Source organism: Achromobacter sp. PD1 (assembly GCF_048541815.1).
Taxonomy (GTDB): Bacteria; Pseudomonadota; Gammaproteobacteria; order Burkholderiales; family Burkholderiaceae_B; genus Achromobacter; species Achromobacter bronchisepticus_A.
The window spans coordinates 6,130,520-6,149,232 of sequence record NZ_CP183349.1 but is presented as its reverse complement, the minus strand read 5'-3'; the positions used below and the strand labels follow the sequence as shown (position 1 = coordinate 6,149,232).

Genomic DNA, 18,713 nt, shown 5'->3' with positions numbered 1-18,713 from the left:
TGCCGCTTGCGGGCCTGAGGGCCCGTGGGCGGTCCGGCCGCCAGGCCGTTCTTTAAAGCGTTATCGATACAGACATGTCAGATCAGCAGAACACCACTCCCGAGAACAGCGGCTACGGCGCTGACTCGATCAAGATGCTCAAGGGGCTGGAGGCCGTGCGCAAGCGCCCCGGCATGTACATCGGCGACACATCCGACGGCACCGGCTTGCACCACATGGTGTTCGAAGTCGTCGACAACGCCATCGACGAAGCCCTGGCCGGCTATTGCGACGACATCGTCGTCACGATCCACACCGACAACTCGATCTCGGTCACCGACAACGGCCGCGGCATTCCCACCGACATCCACAAGGATGACGAATTCCACCGCAGCGCGGCCGAAATCGTCATGACCGAACTGCATGCCGGCGGCAAGTTCGACCAGAACTCCTACAAGGTGTCCGGCGGCCTGCACGGCGTGGGCGTGTCTTGCGTGAACGCGCTGTCCGAATGGCTGCGGCTGACCATCCGCCGCAACGGCGAAGTGCACCAGATGGAGTTCCGCCAGGGCGAGCGCGTCGCGCCCCTGGCGGTGACCGGCACGACCGACAAGCGCGGCACCGAAGTGCGCTTCCTGGCCGACCCGATCATCTTCAACAACATCGAGTACCACTACGAGATCCTCTCGAAGCGCCTGCGCGAGCTGTCGTTCCTGAACAATGGCGTGAAGATCCGCCTGATCGACCAGCGCCAGGGCAAGGAAGAGAACTTCGCCTTCTCCGGCGGCGTGAAGGGCTTCGTCGAATACATCAACCGCAGCAAGACCGTGCTGCACCCGAACGTGTTCTCGGTCACCACCGAGTCCTCGGCGGGCGGCGTGCCGGTCGGCGTCGAAGTGGCGATGCAGTGGAACGACAGCTACAGCGAAAGCGTGCTGTGCTTCACCAACAATATCCCGCAGCGCGACGGCGGCTCGCACCTGACCGGCCTGCGCGCGGCGATGACCCGCATCATCAACAAGTACATCACCGACAACGAACTGGCCAAGAAGGCCAAGGTCGAAACGTCCGGCGACGACATGCGCGAAGGCCTGGCCTGCGTGCTGTCGGTGAAGGTGCCCGAGCCCAAGTTCAGCAGCCAGACCAAGGACAAGCTGGTCTCCAGCGAAGTGCGTCCGGCCGTCGAAGAAGCCGTGGCGCGTACGCTGGAAACCTGGCTGCTGGAACACCCGAACGACGCCAAGGCGCTGTGCGCCAAGATCGTCGAAGCTGCCCGCGCCCGCGAAGCCGCGCGCAAGGCGCGCGAAATGACTCGCCGCAAGAGCGTGCTGGAAGGCGCAGGCCTGCCCGGCAAGCTGGCCGACTGCCAGGAAAAGGACCCCGCGCTGTGCGAGCTGTACATCGTCGAGGGTGACTCCGCAGGCGGCTCGGCCAAGCAAGGCCGCGACCGCAAGTTCCAGGCCATCCTGCCGCTGCGCGGCAAGGTGCTGAACGTCGAGAAGGCGCGTTTTGACCGCCTGATCGCCAGCGAGCAGATCGCCACGCTGATCACCGCGCTGGGCACCAGCATCGGTCCTGATTTCAACGTCGACAAGCTGCGCTACCACCGCCTCATCATCATGACCGACGCGGACGTGGACGGCGCGCACATCCGCACCCTGCTGCTGACGCTGCTGTATCGCCAGATGCCTGAGCTGGTGCAGCGCGGCTACGTGTATATCGCCCAGCCGCCGCTGTACAAGGTCAAGGTCGGCCGTGAAGAACGGTATCTGAAGGATGACCAGGAAGAAGCGCAGTTCATGCTGCAACTGGCGCTGAAGGATGCCGAAATCATCTCGGGTGGCAACATCATCCGCGGCGACGAACTCAACGACCTGGCCCGCCAGTACGTCGCGGCCGACGCCGTGATCGCGCGCCTGTCGCGCGTGTTCGACGTGGGCGCGCTGTCGGCCATGGCTGAAGGCGTGGAGATCAACCTGGAGTCGGCCGAGTCCACCGCCGACTCCGCCCGCCGCCTGGCCGACGCCATGCGCGACCCGGTCAGCGGCAACGGCGTGGAAGTCGTGCCGGAGTTCGACGAGGCCACTGAGCGCCATCGCCTGTCGGTGCAGCGCATGCACCACGGCAACGTGCGCGTGAGCATCATCGACGCGGACTTCGTCAACGGTTCGGACTACGCGGTTCTGTCCAAGGCCGCCAAGAGCTTCCTGGGCAAGGTCGGCTCGCGTTCGCTGGCCGCCCGCGGCGAAGGCGACAAGCGCAAGGAACAGACTGTGTCCGACTTCCGCGAAGCCATGCAGTGGCTGCGCAGCGAAGCCGACCGCAGCATCTCCAAGCAGCGCTACAAGGGTCTGGGCGAAATGAACCCGGAACAGCTGTGGGAAACCACCATGGACCCGAAGGTGCGCCGCCTGTTGCGCGTGCAGATCGAGGACGCCATCGCGGCCGACGAAGTCTTCACCACGCTGATGGGCGACGACGTGGAACCGCGCCGCAACTTCATCGAAACGCATGCGTTGTCGGCGGGGAATATCGACGCCTGATGGTTGTAGGATCCCGTGAATATTCAGTCTTTCTCTGAATATTTAGAGTTCGTTCAAGGGGGCTGCTTTTGCAGCCCCCTTTTTTTCTGGATGACGAAGCAACCCTTATCTCCAGGCTTGAGCCCAAGGCGCATGCGGATCTCATGGGGGATGGTCAGCTTCCCGTTCGAAACCGCGGGCAGCCCATTGTTTTTTGATGGAATGGATTGTTGCGAAGGTGGTTAGCATCTGGGCTCTTGTCCCTCAGAGCAAGGAAGATAGATGCTTCAACTGTTCACCCCTCTCGCCCAAAACCCCTGGATCGCGCCTGCTCTTTGGGCAGGACTTTTTTCGCTGCTATACCTTTGGATCAGGACGCGCGTGGGATCCGCGCACTTTCTCTTGGACCGACTTTGGCGAATCGCAGCAGGTCGGCGCGACGTCCAGGATGTAGTGCTGAGAGATATTCAACAGGAAAGTCGCGACCTGGAGATCTTCAGGTTCTCCTATCGCATACCCGTGCAATCCTTGGCCGACTTGCACAAGCTCAATAGCTGGGCGAAAGCCCATAACGTCGGGATGTTGAGGCTGAAAATTCTGTGGCGCTGGGTCGATGTGCGCAATTCGGAGATCGTGCTCAGGCCGCGCAGGGCGTCGAAACGGGGTCTCTTCCTCCTCCTCGGCGTGTTGTGGACCATATCGTTTAGCACGGGTTCCTTGCTCGCTTCGCCCAACGGGTACTTTCACATGAAAGAGTCCAAGGTCTGGTTCAAGACCGACGCGAATACGGTGAAAAGCATGACCCTATGGGGCGATGACTGGGTTTTCACTGCCACGGAATGCACTGCGGAAGGTCCAGATCTTCAGGAGAAAACAGGCTTTCGGAAATCGGAGCTGCTCGACCTATGCAAGGCATTGGCAAGTGGCAGCATGAAAGACCATGTGCGTTCGCTCGTGAAGCAGCAGAGGTGGCTAGCCCTACTCTTGCTTGTCCCCTCTCTTGTGGGGCTGGTTATTGTTGTTCGCGCAGCTTTAGGCGCGGGCGAGGCGGAAAAGCTCTGGAAGGAGTTGTATTGCGCGCCTGCCGTACCCAAGGCAATTGAGCCGAGCAGGATCCCGCCCATCAACAGCGGATGCACGCCTCAAAATGACCGCGCCGAGGGATCCGCCTAGTTGGATGCGCATTTCTTGGTATAGGCCGGACTCGGAATCCTTCTACACCTGCACATCATTGGCCCAAGGCTCCGCCGTCAGGCGCTCCGCCAGATACTCAATGAACGCCTGCACCCGGGCCGGCCGGCGGCGTCCCGGCGGCGTGACGATGTGCAGCGCGATGGGATCGACCTGCCAGTCGTCCATCACGGTTTCCAGCGCACCTGATTGCAAATCCTTCCACGCCAGGAACTCCGGCTGCAGTGCCAGCCCCATGCCGGCCTGCAGCGCCGGCGTCAGGGCTTCGGCGTTGTTCACGTTCAGGTGCACGGGCAGCGACTGTGAAAACTCGCCGTGCTTTTCATGACGGAAACGCCAGCTCGCGCCGTTGCGTGCATACATGTATTGCAGCGCCGTGTGCTGCGCCAGGTCCTTTGGATGTTTGGGCCGTCCCGCGCGCTTGAAGTAGCTGGGTGCGCCTACCAGCAGGATGCGCACCGAGCACAGGCGGCGTGCCAGCAGCGTCGAGTCCACGAGGTTGGAGATGCGCAGCGCCAGGTCGAAGCGTTCGGAGACCAGGTCGGCCTGCTTGTCGCTGAATTCGATCTCCAGGGCCACGTCGGGATTGGCCTGCATGAAGGGAGGCAGCATCGGCGCCAGATGCGTGACGCCGAAGGACATGGGCGCGGACAGCCTGATCTTGCCGCGCAGGCTGCTCGACTTTTCCGTCACCTCGGATTCGACCGCCTCGCCCTCTTCCAATATGCGCGCTGCGCGTTCCAGCGCCGCGTAGCCGGATTCGGTCAAGGTCATGCTGCGGGACGTCCGATGAAACAGCGTCGTCTTCATGCGGGCTTCCAGACGGCTGATGGTCTTGGAAACCGTGGCCTGCGACAAGGCGAACTCGGCCGCCGCCTTGGCGAATGATCCGGTCTCGGCGACCTTGGCGAAGATCGCCCAACCTTCTAAATCCGGCAGCTTGCTCATCTCGTGTTCCTGGGAAATGCCCGCGCCGATGATAGCCCCTGCCTATGGCATGGACAAGAATGGTGTTGAACGCAGCGCAGCAAAGGACTGTCACGCCATGGTCATCATGCAAGAAATGGAAAGGATGGAATTCCATGCTGCGGGTTCTCAGGAACGCGGCCGCTCCCTACTATGCATACACCGACAGACGAGATGTACGGGCCCTTCCAGCGGCACCCCGCCATCGTCGCAACGGTGCAGACCGGGATGGTTTGCCAGCTACACCGAATTCTTCGCTGCCGCCTTCCTTGATAGTTTTCCTTAAAGAGAGAGATCCGCCATGTCCGCCAACAAATACCTCGAAGTCCTGACCCCGCAGAACAGCCAGATCATCTTCATCGACCAGCAGCCGCAGATGGCCTTCGGCGTGCAGTCCATCGACCGCCAGACGCTGAAGAACAATGTGGTGGGCTTGGCCAAGGCCGCACGCGCCTTCAATATCCCCACCACCATCACTACCGTCGAAACCGACAGCTTCTCTGGCAACACCTACCCCGAACTGCTGGCTGTGTTCCCCGAGAACAAGATCCTGGAGCGCACCTCCATGAACTCCTGGGACGACCAGAACGTGCGCGACGCGCTGGCCGCCAACGGCCGCAAGAAGGTCATCGTCGCCGGCCTGTGGACCGAGGTCTGCAACACCACCTTCGCGCTGTGCGCCATGCTGGAAGGCGAGTACGAAATCTACATGGTGGCTGATGCTTCGGGCGGCACCTCGGTGGACGCGCACAAGTACGCCATGGACCGCATGGTGCAGGCTGGCGCCGTGCCGATGACCTGGTTGCAGGTGATGCTGGAATGGCAGCGCGACTGGGCCCGCAAGGAGACCTATGACGCCGTCACCGGCATCGTGAAGGAACACTCCGGCGCCTACGGCATGGGCATCGACTACGCCGTCACCCACGTGCACAAGCTGGCAGAGCGCGTGCAGCACGGTGAACGCATCGGCCCCAACCCCGCCAAGTAAACCGCAAGCCGGATCGTCCAGACAGCGTCTGGCCGGTCCGGCGCCTTGTTTTTGAACACGGCGTTTTGAACACGGCGGGCGGCGGGACTTGCGGGTCCGAATGCCGCCTGGCGCGATCCAGGAGAGTCCCATGCCAGACCAGAAGAATCCCGCCGCGCGCGGCACCTTCGCGCCCTTGCGCCAGTCCGTGTTCGCCGTGCTGTGGGCCGCGACCGTGCTGGGCAACGTGGGCAGCTTCATGCGGGACGTGGCCAGTTCGTGGCTGGTGACCGACCTGTCGGCCAGCCCGGCCGCGGTGGCGCTGATCCAGACGGCGGCGACCCTGCCCATCTTTTTGCTGGCGATTCCCGCTGGCGTGCTGTCCGACATCCTGGACCGGCGCCGCTTCCTGATCTTCGTGCAGCTGCTGCTTGCCTCGGTCAGCGGCACGCTGCTGCTGCTGTCGCATTTCGGCGCGCTGACGGTCGATTACCTGATCGCCCTGACCTTCGTCGGCGGCATCGGCGCGGCCTTGATGGGACCGACCTGGCAATCCATCGTCCCCGAACTCGTACCGCGCGAAGAACTCAAGGGCGCGGTGGCGCTCAATTCGCTGGGCATCAACATCGCCCGCGCCATCGGTCCGGCGGCGGGCGGCCTGATCCTGGCCAGCTTCGGCGCGGCCGTCACCTATGGGCTGGACGTGCTGAGCTACGTGTTCGTCATTGCCGCACTGCTGTGGTGGAAGCGTCCCGCGGCCGTCGATAGCGCGCTGTCGGAGAACTTCTTCGGCGCGTTCCGCGCCGGCCTGCGCTACACGCGGGCCAGCAAGGAGCTGCACCGCGTGTTGCTGCGCGCCGCCGTCTTCTTCCTGTTCGCCAGCGCGGTCTGGGCCTTGCTGCCGCTGGTGGCGCGGCAGATGCTGGGCGGCTCCTCGGGCTTTTACGGCGTGCTGCTGGGCGCGGTGGGCGCAGGAGCCATCATCGGCGCCCTGCTGCTGCCCAGGCTGGGCGCCCGCCTGAATGCCGACGGGTTGGTGCTGCTGGCGTCGGTGGCCAGCGCGGCGGTCATGGCCGTGCTGGTGTTCGCGCCACCGCAATGGCTGGCCGTGCTGATGCTGGTGGTGCTGGGCATGGGCTGGATTACCGCGCTCACCACGTTCAATGGCGTGGCCCAGGCCGTGCTGCCCAACTGGGTGCGCGGCCGCGGACTGGCGGTGTACCTGATGGTCTTCAACGGCGCGATGGCCGCCGGCAGTTTGGGCTGGGGCCTGGTGGCGCGCGAGATCGGCGTGCCCTACGCTCTGGCGGTCAGCGCCGCCGGACTGGTCGCGGTTGCGCTGCTGTTTCATCGCGCCAGCCTGCCGGTCGGCGAGGCGGATCTGCAGGCGTCGAATCACTGGCCGGAGCCGCTGGTCGCTGAACCGGTGGCCCACGACCGCGGTCCGGTGCTGGTGCAGGTCGAGTACCGCATCCGCCAGGAAGACCGCCCTGCCTTTCTGGATGCGATGCAGCGCCTGTCGCAAGAGCGACTGCGCGATGGCGCCTATGCCTGGGGCGTGGTCGAGCACACCAGTGACCCGCAGCGGGTGGTCGAGTGGTTCTTCGTCGAATCCTGGGCCGAACACCTGCGCCAGCATCACCGGGTGTCGCATGCCGACGCCGATCTGCAAGCGGAAGCGCTGCGCTTTCATATGGGGCCGGAAAAGCCCGAAGTGCATCACTTCCTGGCCTTGAAGCGCTGACGGGCAGCATCGGGAGCACGTCCATGAATCACATGAAGCCTGCCGCCATGATCGGCGACAGTCCGGCCACGGAGGCGCATCATGATTGAGCGCCGTCCGCTTGCGAGCCTGGGCCACGAACGCCGCGGCTGGCTGGATGCCAAGCATCACTTTTCCTTCGCGGCCTACCAGGACCCCGAGCGCATGAGCTGGGGCGCGCTGCGCGCATGGAACGATGAAACCATCGCGCCGGGCGCAGGGTTTCCGCCCTTGTTGCACTCGGACGTGGAAATCATTACCTGCGTGCGGGAAGGCGCGCTCACCCATGAAGACGATCTGGGCAATCGCGGCCGCACCCGCGCTGGCGAAGTGCAGGTCGTGAGCGCGGGCAGTGGGGTGACGCATGCCGAATTCAATATGGAAGGCGGACCCGCGCACGTCTTCCAGATTTGGATAGAGCCGGACCGCCGCGGCGCGCCGCCCAGTTGGGGCCGGAAGTCCTTTACCCGCGAAGCCTGCAAGGGACGCTTCATCACGCTGGCCAGCGGCATCGACGGCGACGATGATGCGCTGCCCATCCGCAGCGACGCGCGCGTGCTTGCGGTGGCGCTCAAAGCAGGCGAAGCCGTCGTTTACCGCTTCGCGCGCGGCCGCCGCCGCGGCTATCTGGTCGCCTCCAAGGGCAGATTGCAAGTCAACGGCGTGGAGATTGGCTCAGGCGATGGCGCCGCCATCCGCGACGAAACCGATGTGCGCCTCATGGCCTTGGACGATGCCGAAGTGCTCCTGGCCGATACGCACGCATGAGCGGCGCGCGCTCATAACCCCTACACAACGCGAGGACGCACATGAAGATCTATCTACTTTCCCTGGGCGCCGGACTGCTGGTCGGCGTGGTCTACAGCCTTCTGCAGGTCCGCTCGCCCGCTCCGCCGCTGGTGGCGTTGATCGGCCTGCTGGGCATATTGGTCGGCGAGCAGGTCATTCCCGTGGGCAAGCAACTGCTCAAGGGCACCGCCTTCGTCGCGGCCTGTGACAAGGAAAAGGCCGTGAGCCACGTGCTCGGGCAATTGCCTGGCCGCCACCAGGCTCAAGACAAGGAACACGGCTGAGCCGGTTCCCGCATCCAAGGAGATATTGCATGCCTACCCGCCGCGATCTCATCGGTGTAGCTTCCGCCCTGGCGCTCAACGGTATGTTGGGACGCCCCGCCATCGCCAGTTCAAAAGGAGATTCCAACATGTCCAACGCCACGCCGGACGTCATTTTCCACAATGGCCGCATCACCACGCTGGACCGCGGCAAGCCGCAGGCCAGCGCCGTCGCGATCAAGAACGGCCGCTTTGTGGCGGTCGGTTCGGACGCCGAAGTCATGCCGCTGGCCGGCGCCGGCACGCGGGTCGTCGACCTGAAGCGCCGCGCGGCCTTGCCGGGCCTGTACGACAACCACACCCACGTGGTCCGCGGCGGCCTGAACTACAACATGGAGCTGCGCTGGGACGGCGTGCGCTCGCTGGCCGACGCCATGGCCATGCTGAAACGCCAGGTCGCCATCACGCCCGCGCCGCAATGGGTGCGCGTGGTGGGCGGCTTTACCGAGCATCAGTTCGCCGAGAAACGCCTGCCCACGATCGAGGAGATCAACGCCATCGCGCCCGACACGCCGGTGTTCATCCTGCACCTGTATGACCGCGCGCTGCTCAACGGCGCAGCGCTGCGCGCGGTGGGCTATACCAAGACCACGCCCAATCCGCCGGGCGGCGAGATCATGCGCGATGGTCAGGGCAATCCCACGGGGCTGCTGCTGGCCAAACCTAACGCGACCATTCTGTACGCCACCCTGGCCAAGGGTCCCAAGCTGCCCTTCGACTACCAGGTCAATTCCACGCGCCACTTCATGCGCGAGCTGAACCGGCTGGGCGTGACCGGCGTGATCGATGCGGGCGGCGGCTTCCAGAACTATCCGGACGACTACGCCGTGATCCAGAAGCTGGCCGACGAGAACCAGATGACGGTGCGCCTGGCCTACAACCTCTTCACGCAAAAGCCCAAGCAGGAAAAGGAAGATTTCCTCAACTGGACGTCGAGCGTGAAGTACAAGCAGGGCAGCGACTACTTCCGCCACAACGGCGCGGGCGAAATGCTGGTGTTCTCGGCGGCCGACTTCGAGGACTTCCGCGTCGAGCGTCCGGACATGCCGCCCGAAATGGAAGGCGAACTGGAAGAGGTCGTGCGCGTGCTGGTGCAGAACAAGTGGCCGTGGCGTTTGCACGCCACCTACGACGAGACCATCTCGCGCGCGCTGGACGTGTTCGAGAAAGTGCATCGCGATACGCCGCTGACGGGGCTGAACTGGTTCTTCGACCACGCCGAGACCATCTCCGACAAATCGATCGACCGCATTGCCGCGCTGGGTGGCGGCATTGCCGTACAGCACCGCATGGCCTACCAGGGCGAATACTTCATCGAACGCTACGGCGCGAAGGCCGCCGAAGCCACGCCGCCCGTCGCCAAGATCCTGCAGCGCGGCGTGAAGGTCTCGGCCGGCACCGATGCGACCCGGGTCGCGTCCTACAACCCCTGGGTGTCCTTGTCCTGGATGGTTACCGGCAAGACCGTGGGCGGCACCCGCCTCTACCCTGCGCGCAACTGCCTGGACCGCGAGACGGCGCTGCGCATGTGGACCGAGAATGTGGCCTGGTTCTCCAACGAGGAAGGCAAGCGCGGCCGCATCGAACCCGGCCAGCTGGCCGACTTCATCGTGCCGGACAAGGACTACTTCAGCTGCACCGAGGACGAGATCTCCTTTCTGACCTCGGACCTGACCGTGGTGGGCGGGCGGGTGGTCTACGGCGCGGGCGAATTCGCGCCGCTGGACGACAACCCGCTGCCGCCTGCCATGCCCGACTGGTCGCCTACCCGGCTGTTCGGCGGCTATGGCGCCTGGGGCGATCCAGACGGCGCCGGCCGCAATTCGCTGGGCTACCGCAACATGGCGGCCTGCGCGTGCGCCAGCTCCTGCGGCCTGCATGGACACGACCATGCCCGCGCATGGGCGTCGAATGCGCCCAGCTCCGATCCGCAGGGCTTCTTCGGCGCGCTGGGCTGCTCCTGCTGGGCCGTCTGAGGAGGCTGGCCATGAACGCTGCTTTCCAATGGGAACGTCGCCTGGCCGACCTGGCCCGCCCGCTGTTCGGCGCCTCGGCGCTGCGGTTCCTGGCCTATCTGGGGCTGTGCGCCGCCTACCTGCAGGGCGGGCTGGTGAAGCTCTTCGATTTTCCCGGTGCGCTGCGCGAAATGGCGCATTTCGGGCTGTCGCCCGGGCCGTTGTTCGCGGTGCTGGTGATTGCGCTGGAACTGGTTGCTTCCCTGATGATCCTGACGGGCCGGCTGCGATGGTTGGGCGCGCTGGCGCTAGCTGCATTCACGTTGGTGGCGACCGGCATTGCGTTGCGCTTTTGGGAGATGCCCGTGGGGCAGGAACGCTTCATGGCGGCCAACTCGTTCTTTGAACATCTGGGGTTGGCCGGCGGGTTTCTGCTTGTGGCGTGGTTGGATTTGCGGGAGATCGAGAAGGCTCCTTAAATCGATCCTTAAGCGCCTTGTGATCGAATTCAGGGTGTTTTCCCGCGCAAGCTGCTACGTCGACGGCGAACTATCTACAACCCCGCCGCCGCATCCGGCGGCGTACCGCAAACCTGCTTGATCGTTTGCCTTAGCCAGCGGTGCGCGGGGTCGCTGTCCAGCCGCGGCGGCCAGGCCTGCACCACGGTGACCGGACGCATGGGCACCGGCACCTCGAAGGCGCTCAGCTTCAGGCCCAGGCGTTCGACGCCGGACATCAGGTTCTGCGGCATGGACGGCAGCACCAGGTCGGAATCGGCCAGCGCGAAGATCGCGGCGTGGAAGGTGGGCGTGATCAGCGTGACGTGGCGCGCCAGCCCGAGTTCTTCCAGGGTGTCGTCGATCGGGCCTTGCGCGCGGCCGCGGCGCGACACGCTGACGTGGTCGTAGGCGCAGAAGCGCTGCGGGGTGATGGGCGCCTTGAAGATCGGGTGTTCCTTGCGCGCCAGTCCGCAGAACGCGGTGGTGAACAGGGTCTGCACCTTGATGTCGGCGCCGAACTTCTGGGAAGAACCGATATAGAGATCGGCGTCGCCGCTGAGCGCGTCGGCGTCGTGGTTGCCTTCGGAGACGAAGCGCAGCACGGCCCGCGGCGCATAACGGCGCAGGTGTTCGCGCAGCCGGCCGCCGTAACCGCCCACGAACACGTCGTTGGCGCGCAGGGTGAAGACGCGCGTCAGGGTTGCCAGGTTGATGTCCTCGCCGAAGGCCGTGAAGACGGCCTGCGCTTGTTCGATGACGTGGCGCACCTGCGCGTGCAGGGCCAGCGCCCGGGGCGTGGGCGCCAGGCCGCGGCCGGAGCGCACCAGCACGGGGTCGCCAACGGCCTCCCGGATGCGCGCCAGGCCGCGGCTCATGGCGGGGGTGCTCAGGTTCAGCCGGCGCGCCGCGCCGACGACGCTGCCTTCCTGGATCAGCACGTCCAGGGTCAATAGCAGATTCAGGTCTAGCGGTTTCATGTGACCAAGCATAGCGCGGCCGGCAAACCGGGCGGGCGTTTCAGGGTTGCGTCTGATGCACTTCTGGATTGCGCCATACGGCATTCCCCGGCGTCCCGTCCGGGACCAACATTCGAGCCGTGGCCGCGCGTGGGCGCAGGCCGTATGAGAACCGAGGAGAGACAAATGGCGCTGGAAGTTCTGGAGTTGCATCATCACGCGGTGCGCATGTCGCTGGACAAGGTCGCGGCCATGGGCGCGTTCTATGGAGACGTGCTGGGTTTGGACACGGACCGCGGCCGTTGGGAGATTCCGGGCATCGCCGGCTATTTCCTGGACATGGGCAACGACTGCCAGATCCACCTGCTGGGCAGCGACGGCCCGTCGCCCTATTCCCAAGGCCCGGGCTGTGATCCTGTGGAAAACCACGTGGCGCTGGCCGTGCGCGATATCGCGGCGGCCGAGACGGAACTGCAGCGTCTGGCGGTGGACTACTGGAAGCTGGACAACGTGGCCGCGCCCGAGCTCATGCAGCTGTTCCTGCGCGACCCGGTGGGTAACCTGATCGAGCTGCACCAGATCGGCCGCTGCCGTTGCAAGCGCAGCGACCGCGCCTTCGCCGACGCGAAGGCCGCGCAAGGCGCCGCGCCGTCGCAGGGCCGGGACTGAGGGGTTGGGGATAAGCCATGTTCATCGATCTGAATGACCTGGCGGGCCCGGCGCGCTACAAGCTGCTGACCGCGGCGATCGTGCCGCGGCCCATCGCCTGGATCGTGTCGCGCGACGCCGCAGGGACGACGAACGTGGCGCCGTTCTCGTTCTTCAACCTGATGTCGGGCGATCCGCCGCTGATCTGCGTCGGCATCGGCGTGCGCGGCGATGCGCCCAAGGACACCGCGCGCAACATCGCCGAACGCGGCGAGTTCACCGTGAGCCTGGTGTCCGCCCCGCAGGCCGGCCGGATGAACGTGACGGCGGTGGATTTTCCGGCGGGCGTGGACGAGTCCCTGGAGGCTGGCCTGGAGCTGTCGCCGTCGCGGCGCATCGAGGTGCCCTGGGTGGCGCAGTCGCCCGTGGCGTTCGAGTGCCGCGTGCATGAACTGCTGCGCATCGACCGCCGCAGCCTGATCGTGGCGCAGGTGGCGGCCATGCATGTGCGCGACGACGTGGTGGCGGACCGGGAGCATCTCTATCTGGATGGTCCGGCGATGGACCTGCTGGCGCGCCTGCACAATCCAGGCTGGTATTGCCGGCCGCAGGCGGCCTTTCAGATGCCTCAGCTGACGCTGGCGCAGTGGGATGCGTTGAAGCAATCGGGCGAGGCCGAGCGGTATCTGGAGCAAGGCGCCGCAGAGCGCTGATGGCACCAGCGCGGCGTCACCGCCCCGGCCGCGCCTTCAGATCCCCCATCTCTTCCTGCATGAGCTGGTGCGCATAACGTGAAAACACGCTGACCAGTCGCGTGCGCGTGTGGTACGGCGGATAGAGCAGCGCCACCGTCACCGGCACGGCGGGGCTGAAGGGGCGGATCTCGACGTTGTGGGCGGCGTATTCCTCGCGCGCGGCCAGCGGGTTGATGAGCGCCACGCCCAAGCCCGCGCCGACCAGGGCGCAGATCGACGACCCCAGGCCAGCTTCGGCCACCGTCTGGCGTTCGACCTTGGCTGTCTTGAATATCGTGTCGATCTTTTCGCGCAGCGGCGTGCCGCTGGTGAAGGCCACGAACGGTTCGCCGGCGAAGTCGGCGGGCTTGAGTTTCTTCAGCTTGGCCAGGCGATGGCCCTTGGGCACCACCGCGACGCAGCTCATGGTCAGCACCGGCTCGACCTGGATGCCGGGGGAATCTCCCGACAGCATGGCCAGGCCCGTGTCGCAGAACCCCGAACTGATCCAGTTGTGCACCGTGCTGGCGTTGCCGGAATGGATGGACACCATCACGTCCGGGTATTCCGTCTTGAAGGCCGCGACGATGCGCGCCAGCAGCCCGCCTGCCAACCGCGGCATGGCGGCCACGCTCAGGCGGCTGGCGCTGAACGAGCGGATGCTGGCCGCCGCCGATTCCAGGCCGGCCAGGCCGATGAAGGTCTTTTCCACTTCCTGGAAGAAGCGCGACCCGTCCTGGGTCGGGGTCAGGCGGCTGCCATTGCGGTCGAACAAGGCGAACTGGGTAATGGCTTCCAATTGCGCAATTAAGCGGCTAACGTGCGGCTGCGAGGTGTGCACGCGCCGTGCGGCGGCGGTCATGGAGCCGGTCATCATCACGGCGCGGAACGCCTCGATGTGTCTCAAGCCCATCCGTGGAATGGCCATGTCAAATCCGTATAGAGGAATACTCGATTGGAACTGGATAAAACCATACCGCTAGTTGATACTTTTCGCCAGCCGCGGGGCTCATCGCGGGACGAGGCGGCTGTCAGCCTGGCTGGCGCCGTCGATCGTGAACATAAACATGCGCCGCTCGAACGGCGCCAAGGGAATCAGATGAAAGCACTTGCTGCGATCTCCGTCGCCGCGGCCTTCCTGGGCAGCGCCGCAACCGCCCAGGCCGAAGGCCCCAGCCGCCTGGACAAGATCAAGGAAACCGGCGTGATCACGCTGGGCCATCCGGAGACCTCGGTCCCGTTTGCCTATCTGGACGGCAACCAGAAGCCGATCGGCTACACGGTGGAGATCTGCCAGGAAGTCGCCCAATACGTGAAGGCCGCCCTGAAGCTGCCCAAGCTGGAGGTGCGCTACAACCCAACGACTTCCGCCACGCGCATTCCGCTGCTGGCCAACGGCACCATCGACCTGGAATGCGGCAACACCACCAACAACCTCGAACGCCACAAGCTGGTGTCGTTCGCGCCCACGACCTTTGTGGCGCAGGTGGTGCTGGTGGCGCGCAAGGACGGCGGCGTGGATCCCAACAACCTGGAGTCCTTCCGCGGCAAGTCGATCGCCGCGCAGGCCGGCGGCCAGACCTTCCGGCTGATCTCGCAGCTGAACGCCAAGGGCAACCTGGGCATCACCATGGCGCCCACCAAGGACACCGCCGAAACCATCCTGATGGTGGAATCGGGCCGCGCCGCGGGTTCGGCCAACGATGACGGCATCGCCTATGGCGCGGTGGCGTCGTCGAAGAATCCCGACGCCTTCGTGATTGGCACCAAGGGCCTGGAAATGGCGCCCTACGGCATCATGGAACCCAAGGACGATCCGGCCTTCAAGAAGGTGGTGGACGATGCCGTGCGCGATCTGATCAAGACGGGCAAGGTGGCCGCGATCTACGACAAGTACTTCAATGCACCGATCCCGCCCAAGCAGATCAACCTGAAGTACCCGATGAGCGATGCGCTCAAGCGCGCGCTGGCCAATCCGACCGATTCCGGCGATCCCAAGGCGTACGAGTAAGCAGGCTGCGCGCGGGACGCCCGGCGTCCCGCGGCTTGCGTGCAAGAAAGCCGGCTGCCAGGCGCGGTTGGCATCGCCATCAAGGGACGGGGCATGAATTACAACTGGAGCTGGAGCATCTTCCTGGATATGTCGCCGGACGGCGTGCATACCTTTCTGGAGACGATCTTCATCGGCGTGGGCTGGACCTTGGCGCTGGCCCTGACCGCGTGGGTGTTCTCGCTGTTGCTGGGGTCAGTGCTGGGCGTGATGCGCACCGCCAGCTCGCGCCTGATGAACGCGCTGGGCGCGACCTATGTGGAGGTCTTCCGCAACATCCCGCTGCTGGTGCAGATGTTCCTCTGGTACTTCGTGCTGCCCGAACTGCTGCCGCATGCCTGGGGCCTGGCCATGAAGCAGATGCCGCAACCCTGGGGCCAGTTCGTACCCGCGGTGCTGTGCCTGGGGTTCTATGGATCGGCGCGGGTGGCCGAGCAGCTGCGCGCGGGCATACAGTCGCTGCCGCGCGGCCAGTTCCAGGCGGGCACCGCGCTGGGCCTGACCGAGGCGCAGGTGTACCGCTACATCATCCTGCCGGAAGCGTTCCGCATTGTGCTGCCGCCCCTGACCTCCGAGTTCATGGGCACCATCAAGTATTCGTCGGTGGCGCTGACGATCGGGCTGTTGGAGCTGACCGGCCAGGCGCGTTCGATGGCGGAATTCAGCTTCCACATCTTCGAGGCGTTTTCCGCGGCCACGGTGATCTACCTGATCATCAACGGCATGGTGGTGCTGGGCATGCGGCTGCTCGAACGCCATGTCGCGGTTCCCGGACTGATCGGTTCGGCGAAAAGGCCCTAGGACGACGCCATGGGCAAATTCGATTTCGACGTGATCTGGGCGGCGCTGCCCTATCTGTTCAAGACGGGCATGACCTTCACGCTGACCCTGACCGTGCTGGCCGGCGTGATGGGCCTGGCGCTGGGCACGCTGCTGGCCATGATGCGGCTGTCGCGCTTCAAGATCCTGTCGGTGCCGGCGGGCATCTACGTGAACGTGATGCGCTCGATCCCGCTCTTGCTGGTGATCTTCTGGTTCTACTTCCTGATGCCCTACATCGCCGCCTGGGTGGTGGGGTCGCCCACGCCGTTGCGCGTGGGGGCGTTCAATTCGGCGGTGATCACCTTCACCCTTTTCGAGGCCGCGTACTTCTGCGAAATCATGCGCGCGGGCATCCAGTCGATCGCGCGCGGCCAGGTGTCGGCCAGCATGGCGCTGGGGCTGAACCACTGGCAGGGCATGCGCTATGTGGTGTTGCCGCAGGCGTTCCGCAACATGCTGCCGGCGCTCTTCACGCGCATCATCATCCTGTTCCAGGACACCTCGCTGGTGTATGTGCTGTCCCTGACCGATTTCCTCGGCGCGGCCGCCAAGATCGGCCAGCGTGACGGCCGTCTGGTGGAGCTCTATCTGTTCGTGGCGGTGGTGTATTTCGTGATCTGCTTCACGGCGTCCCGCCTGGTCAAGCTGCTGGAAAAGCGCACGCGGGTGCTGCGCTAGCGCAGCGCTTCCAGTTATCCACAGGTTTCAACAATGCAACTCTCTTCCAAGCCCCCGATGATAGCGATCAAGCAGGTCAGCAAGTGGTATGGCGACTTCCAGGTGCTGGACGATTGCTCCACCACCGTGGGCCGCGGCGAGGTCGTGGTGGTGTGCGGACCGTCGGGTTCGGGCAAGTCCACGCTGATCAAGACCGTGAACGCGCTGGAGCCCTTCCAGAAAGGCGAGATCCAGGTCAACGGCATTTCGGTGGGCGATCCGCGCACCAACCTGCCCAAGCTGCGCGCGGTGGCCGGCATGGTGTTCCAGCATTTCGAGCTGTTCCCGCACCTGTCGGTGACGGAGAACCTGTGCCTGGGCCAGCTCAAGGTGCTCAAGCGCGGCAAGGACGAAGCGCGCCAGCGCGCGCTGGCCCTGCTGGAGCGCGTGGGCCTGTCGGCGCACAAGGACAAGCACCCCGGCGAACTGTCGGGCGGTCAGCAGCAGCGCGTGGCGATCGCGCGCGCGCTGTCGATGGACCCGGTGGTGATGCTGTTCGACGAGCCGACCTCGGCGCTGGACCCTGAGATGGTCAACGAAGTGCTGGACGTGATGACCGACCTGGCCGCCGAGGGCATGACGATGATGGTGGTGACCCATGAAATGGGATTCGCGCGCCGCGTCGCCGACCGTGTGATCTTCATGGACGGCGGCAAGATCGTGGAAGACTGCGACAAGGAGCAGTTCTTCGGCGATGTAGAGGAGCGTGCGCCGCGCACGCGCCAGTTTCTTTCCAAAATCCTGCAGCACTGACAGCCATGACCCAGACCTCCCCCGCCGCCGCCCGCGCACCCGTCGACCTGCGCAGCGACACGGTCACCCATCCCACCGCGGCCATGTACGAACGCATGCGCACCGCGCCCATCGGCGATGACGGCCTGGACGGCGATCCTACCGTGCGCGAGCTCGAGGCGTATGTGGCCGGCCAGCTGGGCAAGGAAGCCGGGCTGTTCGTGCCCAGCTGCACCATGGCCAACCTGCTGGCGGTGCTGGCGCAGACGCAGCGCAATGAGCAGGTGGTGTTGGAATCGGCCGCCCACATGTACACGTCCGAACGCGGGGCGGCCACGTTCACCGGCTCGTTCTACCTGGGCCTGCCCGGTACTGACGGCGCCATGGACCTGAACCGCCTGGAGGACGCCTTGCTGGCCGGCGGCCACCGGTTGAAGACGGCGCTGGTGACGATGGAGACCTCGCACAATAACGCCGCCGGCGCGGTGCTGCCGCTGGATCACATGCAGGCGGTCCATGGCTTGGCGCGTGCCGCGGGCGTGCCGGTGCACCTGGATGGCGCGCGCCTCTACAACGCGGCCGTGGCCCTGGGCGTGGCGGCGGGCGAGATCGCCCGCCATGCCGACACCGTGTCGCTGTGCCTGTCCAAGGGCCTGAGCGCGCCGGTGGGCGCGGTGCTGGCCGGCAGCCAGCCCGTCATGGCGCGGGCGCGCGTGCTGCGCCGCATGCTGGGCGGCACCCAGCGCCAGTCGGGCATCATGGCCGCGGCCGGCCTGGAAGGCGTGCAGACCATGACCGGGCGGCTGGCGGAGGATCACGTCCGCGCGCGCCGCCTGAGCGCGGGCGTCAACCGCCTGGGACTGGCCATCTCGGCCACCGAACCGCAGACCAATATCGTGCAGGTGGAGACCGCCGGCACGGGCATGAGCAACACGGAGTGGGTGGCGGCCCTGCAGGCGGCGGGCCTGCTGGTGCGCCCCTGGGGCCGCACGCGGCTGCGCTGCGTGACCCACCGCCACATCGGCGATGCCGACATCGACGCGGCTGTGCGAGCCTTCGAAACGGTGCTGAAGGCAGGCTGATCTGCTCCGTTCGGCGGC

The 18,713-nt window shown here is 65.3% G+C and carries 18 protein-coding genes; 15 read left to right on the top strand and 3 right to left on the bottom strand.

What is annotated here, in order from left to right; all coding sequences use genetic code 11:
• Positions 1-74 precede the first annotated feature (74 nt).
• Together gyrB and ACM1PE_RS28925 are read left to right on the top strand one after the other, a co-directional pair.
• Entirely contained in the window at positions 75-2,522 is a 2,448-nt protein-coding gene (gene gyrB, locus ACM1PE_RS28930; protein ID WP_059376348.1) for a DNA topoisomerase (ATP-hydrolyzing) subunit B, read from the top strand.
• A 261-nt stretch (positions 2,523-2,783) separates the two neighbouring features.
• Positions 2,784-3,674, top strand: a complete 891-nt coding sequence (locus ACM1PE_RS28925; protein ID WP_419341798.1) for a DUF6216 family protein — start codon at positions 2,784-2,786, stop codon at positions 3,672-3,674.
• Positions 3,675-3,716: 42 nt separating this feature from the next.
• On the opposite strand, the gene ACM1PE_RS28920 is transcribed toward ACM1PE_RS28925, so the two are convergent.
• A complete protein-coding gene (locus ACM1PE_RS28920; RefSeq protein WP_251878390.1) occupies positions 3,717-4,640 on the bottom strand; it encodes a LysR family transcriptional regulator in 924 nt (307 codons plus the stop codon).
• A gap of 319 nt (positions 4,641-4,959) precedes the next feature.
• Between ACM1PE_RS28920 and ACM1PE_RS28915 the strand changes: the two genes are divergently transcribed.
• The 6 genes from ACM1PE_RS28915 to ACM1PE_RS28890 all read left to right on the top strand — a co-directional run bounded on the left by ACM1PE_RS28915 (position 4,960) and on the right by ACM1PE_RS28890 (position 10,933).
• Positions 4,960-5,646: a hydrolase gene (locus ACM1PE_RS28915; protein WP_054455784.1), complete on the top strand. Its 687-nt coding sequence runs from the start codon at positions 4,960-4,962 to the stop codon at positions 5,644-5,646.
• Positions 5,647-5,776: 130 nt separating this feature from the next.
• Positions 5,777-7,369 (top strand): MFS transporter, encoded by a 1,593-nt coding sequence (locus ACM1PE_RS28910; protein WP_059376359.1) that lies wholly within the window; start codon positions 5,777-5,779, stop codon positions 7,367-7,369.
• Between the two features lie 81 nt (positions 7,370-7,450).
• Positions 7,451-8,155 (top strand): pirin family protein, encoded by a 705-nt coding sequence (locus ACM1PE_RS28905; protein WP_251878392.1) that lies wholly within the window; start codon positions 7,451-7,453, stop codon positions 8,153-8,155.
• Between the two features lie 41 nt (positions 8,156-8,196).
• A complete protein-coding gene (locus ACM1PE_RS28900) occupies positions 8,197-8,460 on the top strand; it encodes a XapX domain-containing protein (protein WP_059376366.1) in 264 nt (87 codons plus the stop codon).
• A 128-nt stretch (positions 8,461-8,588) separates the two neighbouring features.
• Positions 8,589-10,475: an amidohydrolase gene (locus ACM1PE_RS28895; RefSeq protein ID WP_205736599.1), complete on the top strand. Its 1,887-nt coding sequence runs from the start codon at positions 8,589-8,591 to the stop codon at positions 10,473-10,475.
• A gap of 11 nt (positions 10,476-10,486) precedes the next feature.
• Entirely contained in the window at positions 10,487-10,933 is a 447-nt protein-coding gene (locus ACM1PE_RS28890; protein ID WP_059376370.1) for a DoxX family protein, read from the top strand.
• A gap of 74 nt (positions 10,934-11,007) precedes the next feature.
• Here ACM1PE_RS28890 and ACM1PE_RS28885 read toward each other — a convergent pair whose 3' ends face one another.
• Entirely contained in the window at positions 11,008-11,931 is a 924-nt protein-coding gene (locus ACM1PE_RS28885) for a LysR family transcriptional regulator (RefSeq protein WP_059376372.1), read from the bottom strand.
• A gap of 165 nt (positions 11,932-12,096) precedes the next feature.
• Here ACM1PE_RS28885 and ACM1PE_RS28880 point away from each other — a divergent pair, with 165 nt between their 5' ends.
• Both ACM1PE_RS28880 and ACM1PE_RS28875 read left to right on the top strand, forming a co-directional pair.
• Positions 12,097-12,579, top strand: coding sequence for a VOC family protein (locus tag ACM1PE_RS28880; RefSeq protein ID WP_054455770.1), 483 nt, complete (start codon positions 12,097-12,099; stop codon positions 12,577-12,579).
• A 17-nt stretch (positions 12,580-12,596) separates the two neighbouring features.
• Positions 12,597-13,271 carry a flavin reductase family protein gene (locus tag ACM1PE_RS28875; RefSeq protein ID WP_280014441.1) on the top strand — a complete coding sequence of 225 codons (675 nt, stop codon included), beginning with the start codon at positions 12,597-12,599 and terminating at the stop codon, positions 13,269-13,271.
• A 16-nt stretch (positions 13,272-13,287) separates the two neighbouring features.
• Here ACM1PE_RS28875 and ACM1PE_RS28870 read toward each other — a convergent pair whose 3' ends face one another.
• Positions 13,288-14,220, bottom strand: coding sequence for a LysR substrate-binding domain-containing protein (locus tag ACM1PE_RS28870; protein ID WP_088143578.1), 933 nt, complete (start codon positions 14,218-14,220; stop codon positions 13,288-13,290).
• A gap of 171 nt (positions 14,221-14,391) precedes the next feature.
• On the opposite strand from ACM1PE_RS28870, the gene ACM1PE_RS28865 reads away from it, so the two are divergent.
• From ACM1PE_RS28865 to ACM1PE_RS28845, 5 genes are all read left to right on the top strand, one after another.
• Entirely contained in the window at positions 14,392-15,303 is a 912-nt protein-coding gene (locus ACM1PE_RS28865) for an amino acid ABC transporter substrate-binding protein (RefSeq protein WP_059376395.1), read from the top strand.
• Between the two features lie 93 nt (positions 15,304-15,396).
• Positions 15,397-16,143 carry an amino acid ABC transporter permease gene (locus ACM1PE_RS28860; protein ID WP_059376401.1) on the top strand — a complete coding sequence of 249 codons (747 nt, stop codon included), beginning with the start codon at positions 15,397-15,399 and terminating at the stop codon, positions 16,141-16,143.
• Between the two features lie 9 nt (positions 16,144-16,152).
• Positions 16,153-16,842, top strand: a complete 690-nt coding sequence (locus ACM1PE_RS28855) for an amino acid ABC transporter permease (RefSeq protein ID WP_419341794.1) — start codon at positions 16,153-16,155, stop codon at positions 16,840-16,842.
• A 57-nt stretch (positions 16,843-16,899) separates the two neighbouring features.
• Complete coding sequence (locus ACM1PE_RS28850) at positions 16,900-17,634, top strand: amino acid ABC transporter ATP-binding protein (RefSeq protein WP_041652034.1); 735 nt, start codon at positions 16,900-16,902, stop codon at positions 17,632-17,634.
• Between the two features lie 5 nt (positions 17,635-17,639).
• On the top strand, positions 17,640-18,695 hold the full coding sequence (locus tag ACM1PE_RS28845) for a threonine aldolase family protein (protein ID WP_419341793.1): 1,056 nt from the start codon (positions 17,640-17,642) through the stop codon (positions 18,693-18,695).
• Positions 18,696-18,713 lie beyond the last annotated feature (18 nt).

Excerpts from the sequence above, each read along its gene's own strand:
- ACM1PE_RS28905 (WP_251878392.1), top strand. The coding sequence starts at position 7,451 with ATGATTGAGCGCCGTCCGCTTGCGAGCCTGGGCCACGAACGCCGCGGC.
- ACM1PE_RS28910 (WP_059376359.1), top strand. The coding sequence starts at position 5,777 with ATGCCAGACCAGAAGAATCCCGCCGCGCGCGGCACCTTCGCGCCCTTG.
- ACM1PE_RS28925 (WP_419341798.1), top strand. The coding sequence starts at position 2,784 with ATGCTTCAACTGTTCACCCCTCTCGCCCAAAACCCCTGGATCGCGCCT.
- ACM1PE_RS28850 (WP_041652034.1), top strand. The coding sequence starts at position 16,900 with ATGATAGCGATCAAGCAGGTCAGCAAGTGGTATGGCGACTTCCAGGTG.
- ACM1PE_RS28865 (WP_059376395.1), top strand. The coding sequence starts at position 14,392 with ATGAAAGCACTTGCTGCGATCTCCGTCGCCGCGGCCTTCCTGGGCAGC.
- ACM1PE_RS28845 (WP_419341793.1), top strand. The coding sequence starts at position 17,640 with ATGACCCAGACCTCCCCCGCCGCCGCCCGCGCACCCGTCGACCTGCGC.
- ACM1PE_RS28860 (WP_059376401.1), top strand. The coding sequence starts at position 15,397 with ATGAATTACAACTGGAGCTGGAGCATCTTCCTGGATATGTCGCCGGAC.
- ACM1PE_RS28895 (WP_205736599.1), top strand. The coding sequence starts at position 8,589 with ATGTCCAACGCCACGCCGGACGTCATTTTCCACAATGGCCGCATCACC.
- ACM1PE_RS28870 (WP_088143578.1), bottom strand. The coding sequence starts at position 14,220 with ATGGCCATTCCACGGATGGGCTTGAGACACATCGAGGCGTTCCGCGCC.
- ACM1PE_RS28915 (WP_054455784.1), top strand. The coding sequence starts at position 4,960 with ATGTCCGCCAACAAATACCTCGAAGTCCTGACCCCGCAGAACAGCCAG.
- ACM1PE_RS28875 (WP_280014441.1), top strand. The coding sequence starts at position 12,597 with ATGTTCATCGATCTGAATGACCTGGCGGGCCCGGCGCGCTACAAGCTG.
- gyrB (WP_059376348.1), top strand. The coding sequence starts at position 75 with ATGTCAGATCAGCAGAACACCACTCCCGAGAACAGCGGCTACGGCGCT.
- ACM1PE_RS28885 (WP_059376372.1), bottom strand. The coding sequence starts at position 11,931 with ATGAAACCGCTAGACCTGAATCTGCTATTGACCCTGGACGTGCTGATC.
- ACM1PE_RS28890 (WP_059376370.1), top strand. The coding sequence starts at position 10,487 with ATGAACGCTGCTTTCCAATGGGAACGTCGCCTGGCCGACCTGGCCCGC.
- ACM1PE_RS28880 (WP_054455770.1), top strand. The coding sequence starts at position 12,097 with ATGGCGCTGGAAGTTCTGGAGTTGCATCATCACGCGGTGCGCATGTCG.
- ACM1PE_RS28855 (WP_419341794.1), top strand. The coding sequence starts at position 16,153 with ATGGGCAAATTCGATTTCGACGTGATCTGGGCGGCGCTGCCCTATCTG.
- ACM1PE_RS28920 (WP_251878390.1), bottom strand. The coding sequence starts at position 4,640 with ATGAGCAAGCTGCCGGATTTAGAAGGTTGGGCGATCTTCGCCAAGGTC.
- ACM1PE_RS28900 (WP_059376366.1), top strand. The coding sequence starts at position 8,197 with ATGAAGATCTATCTACTTTCCCTGGGCGCCGGACTGCTGGTCGGCGTG.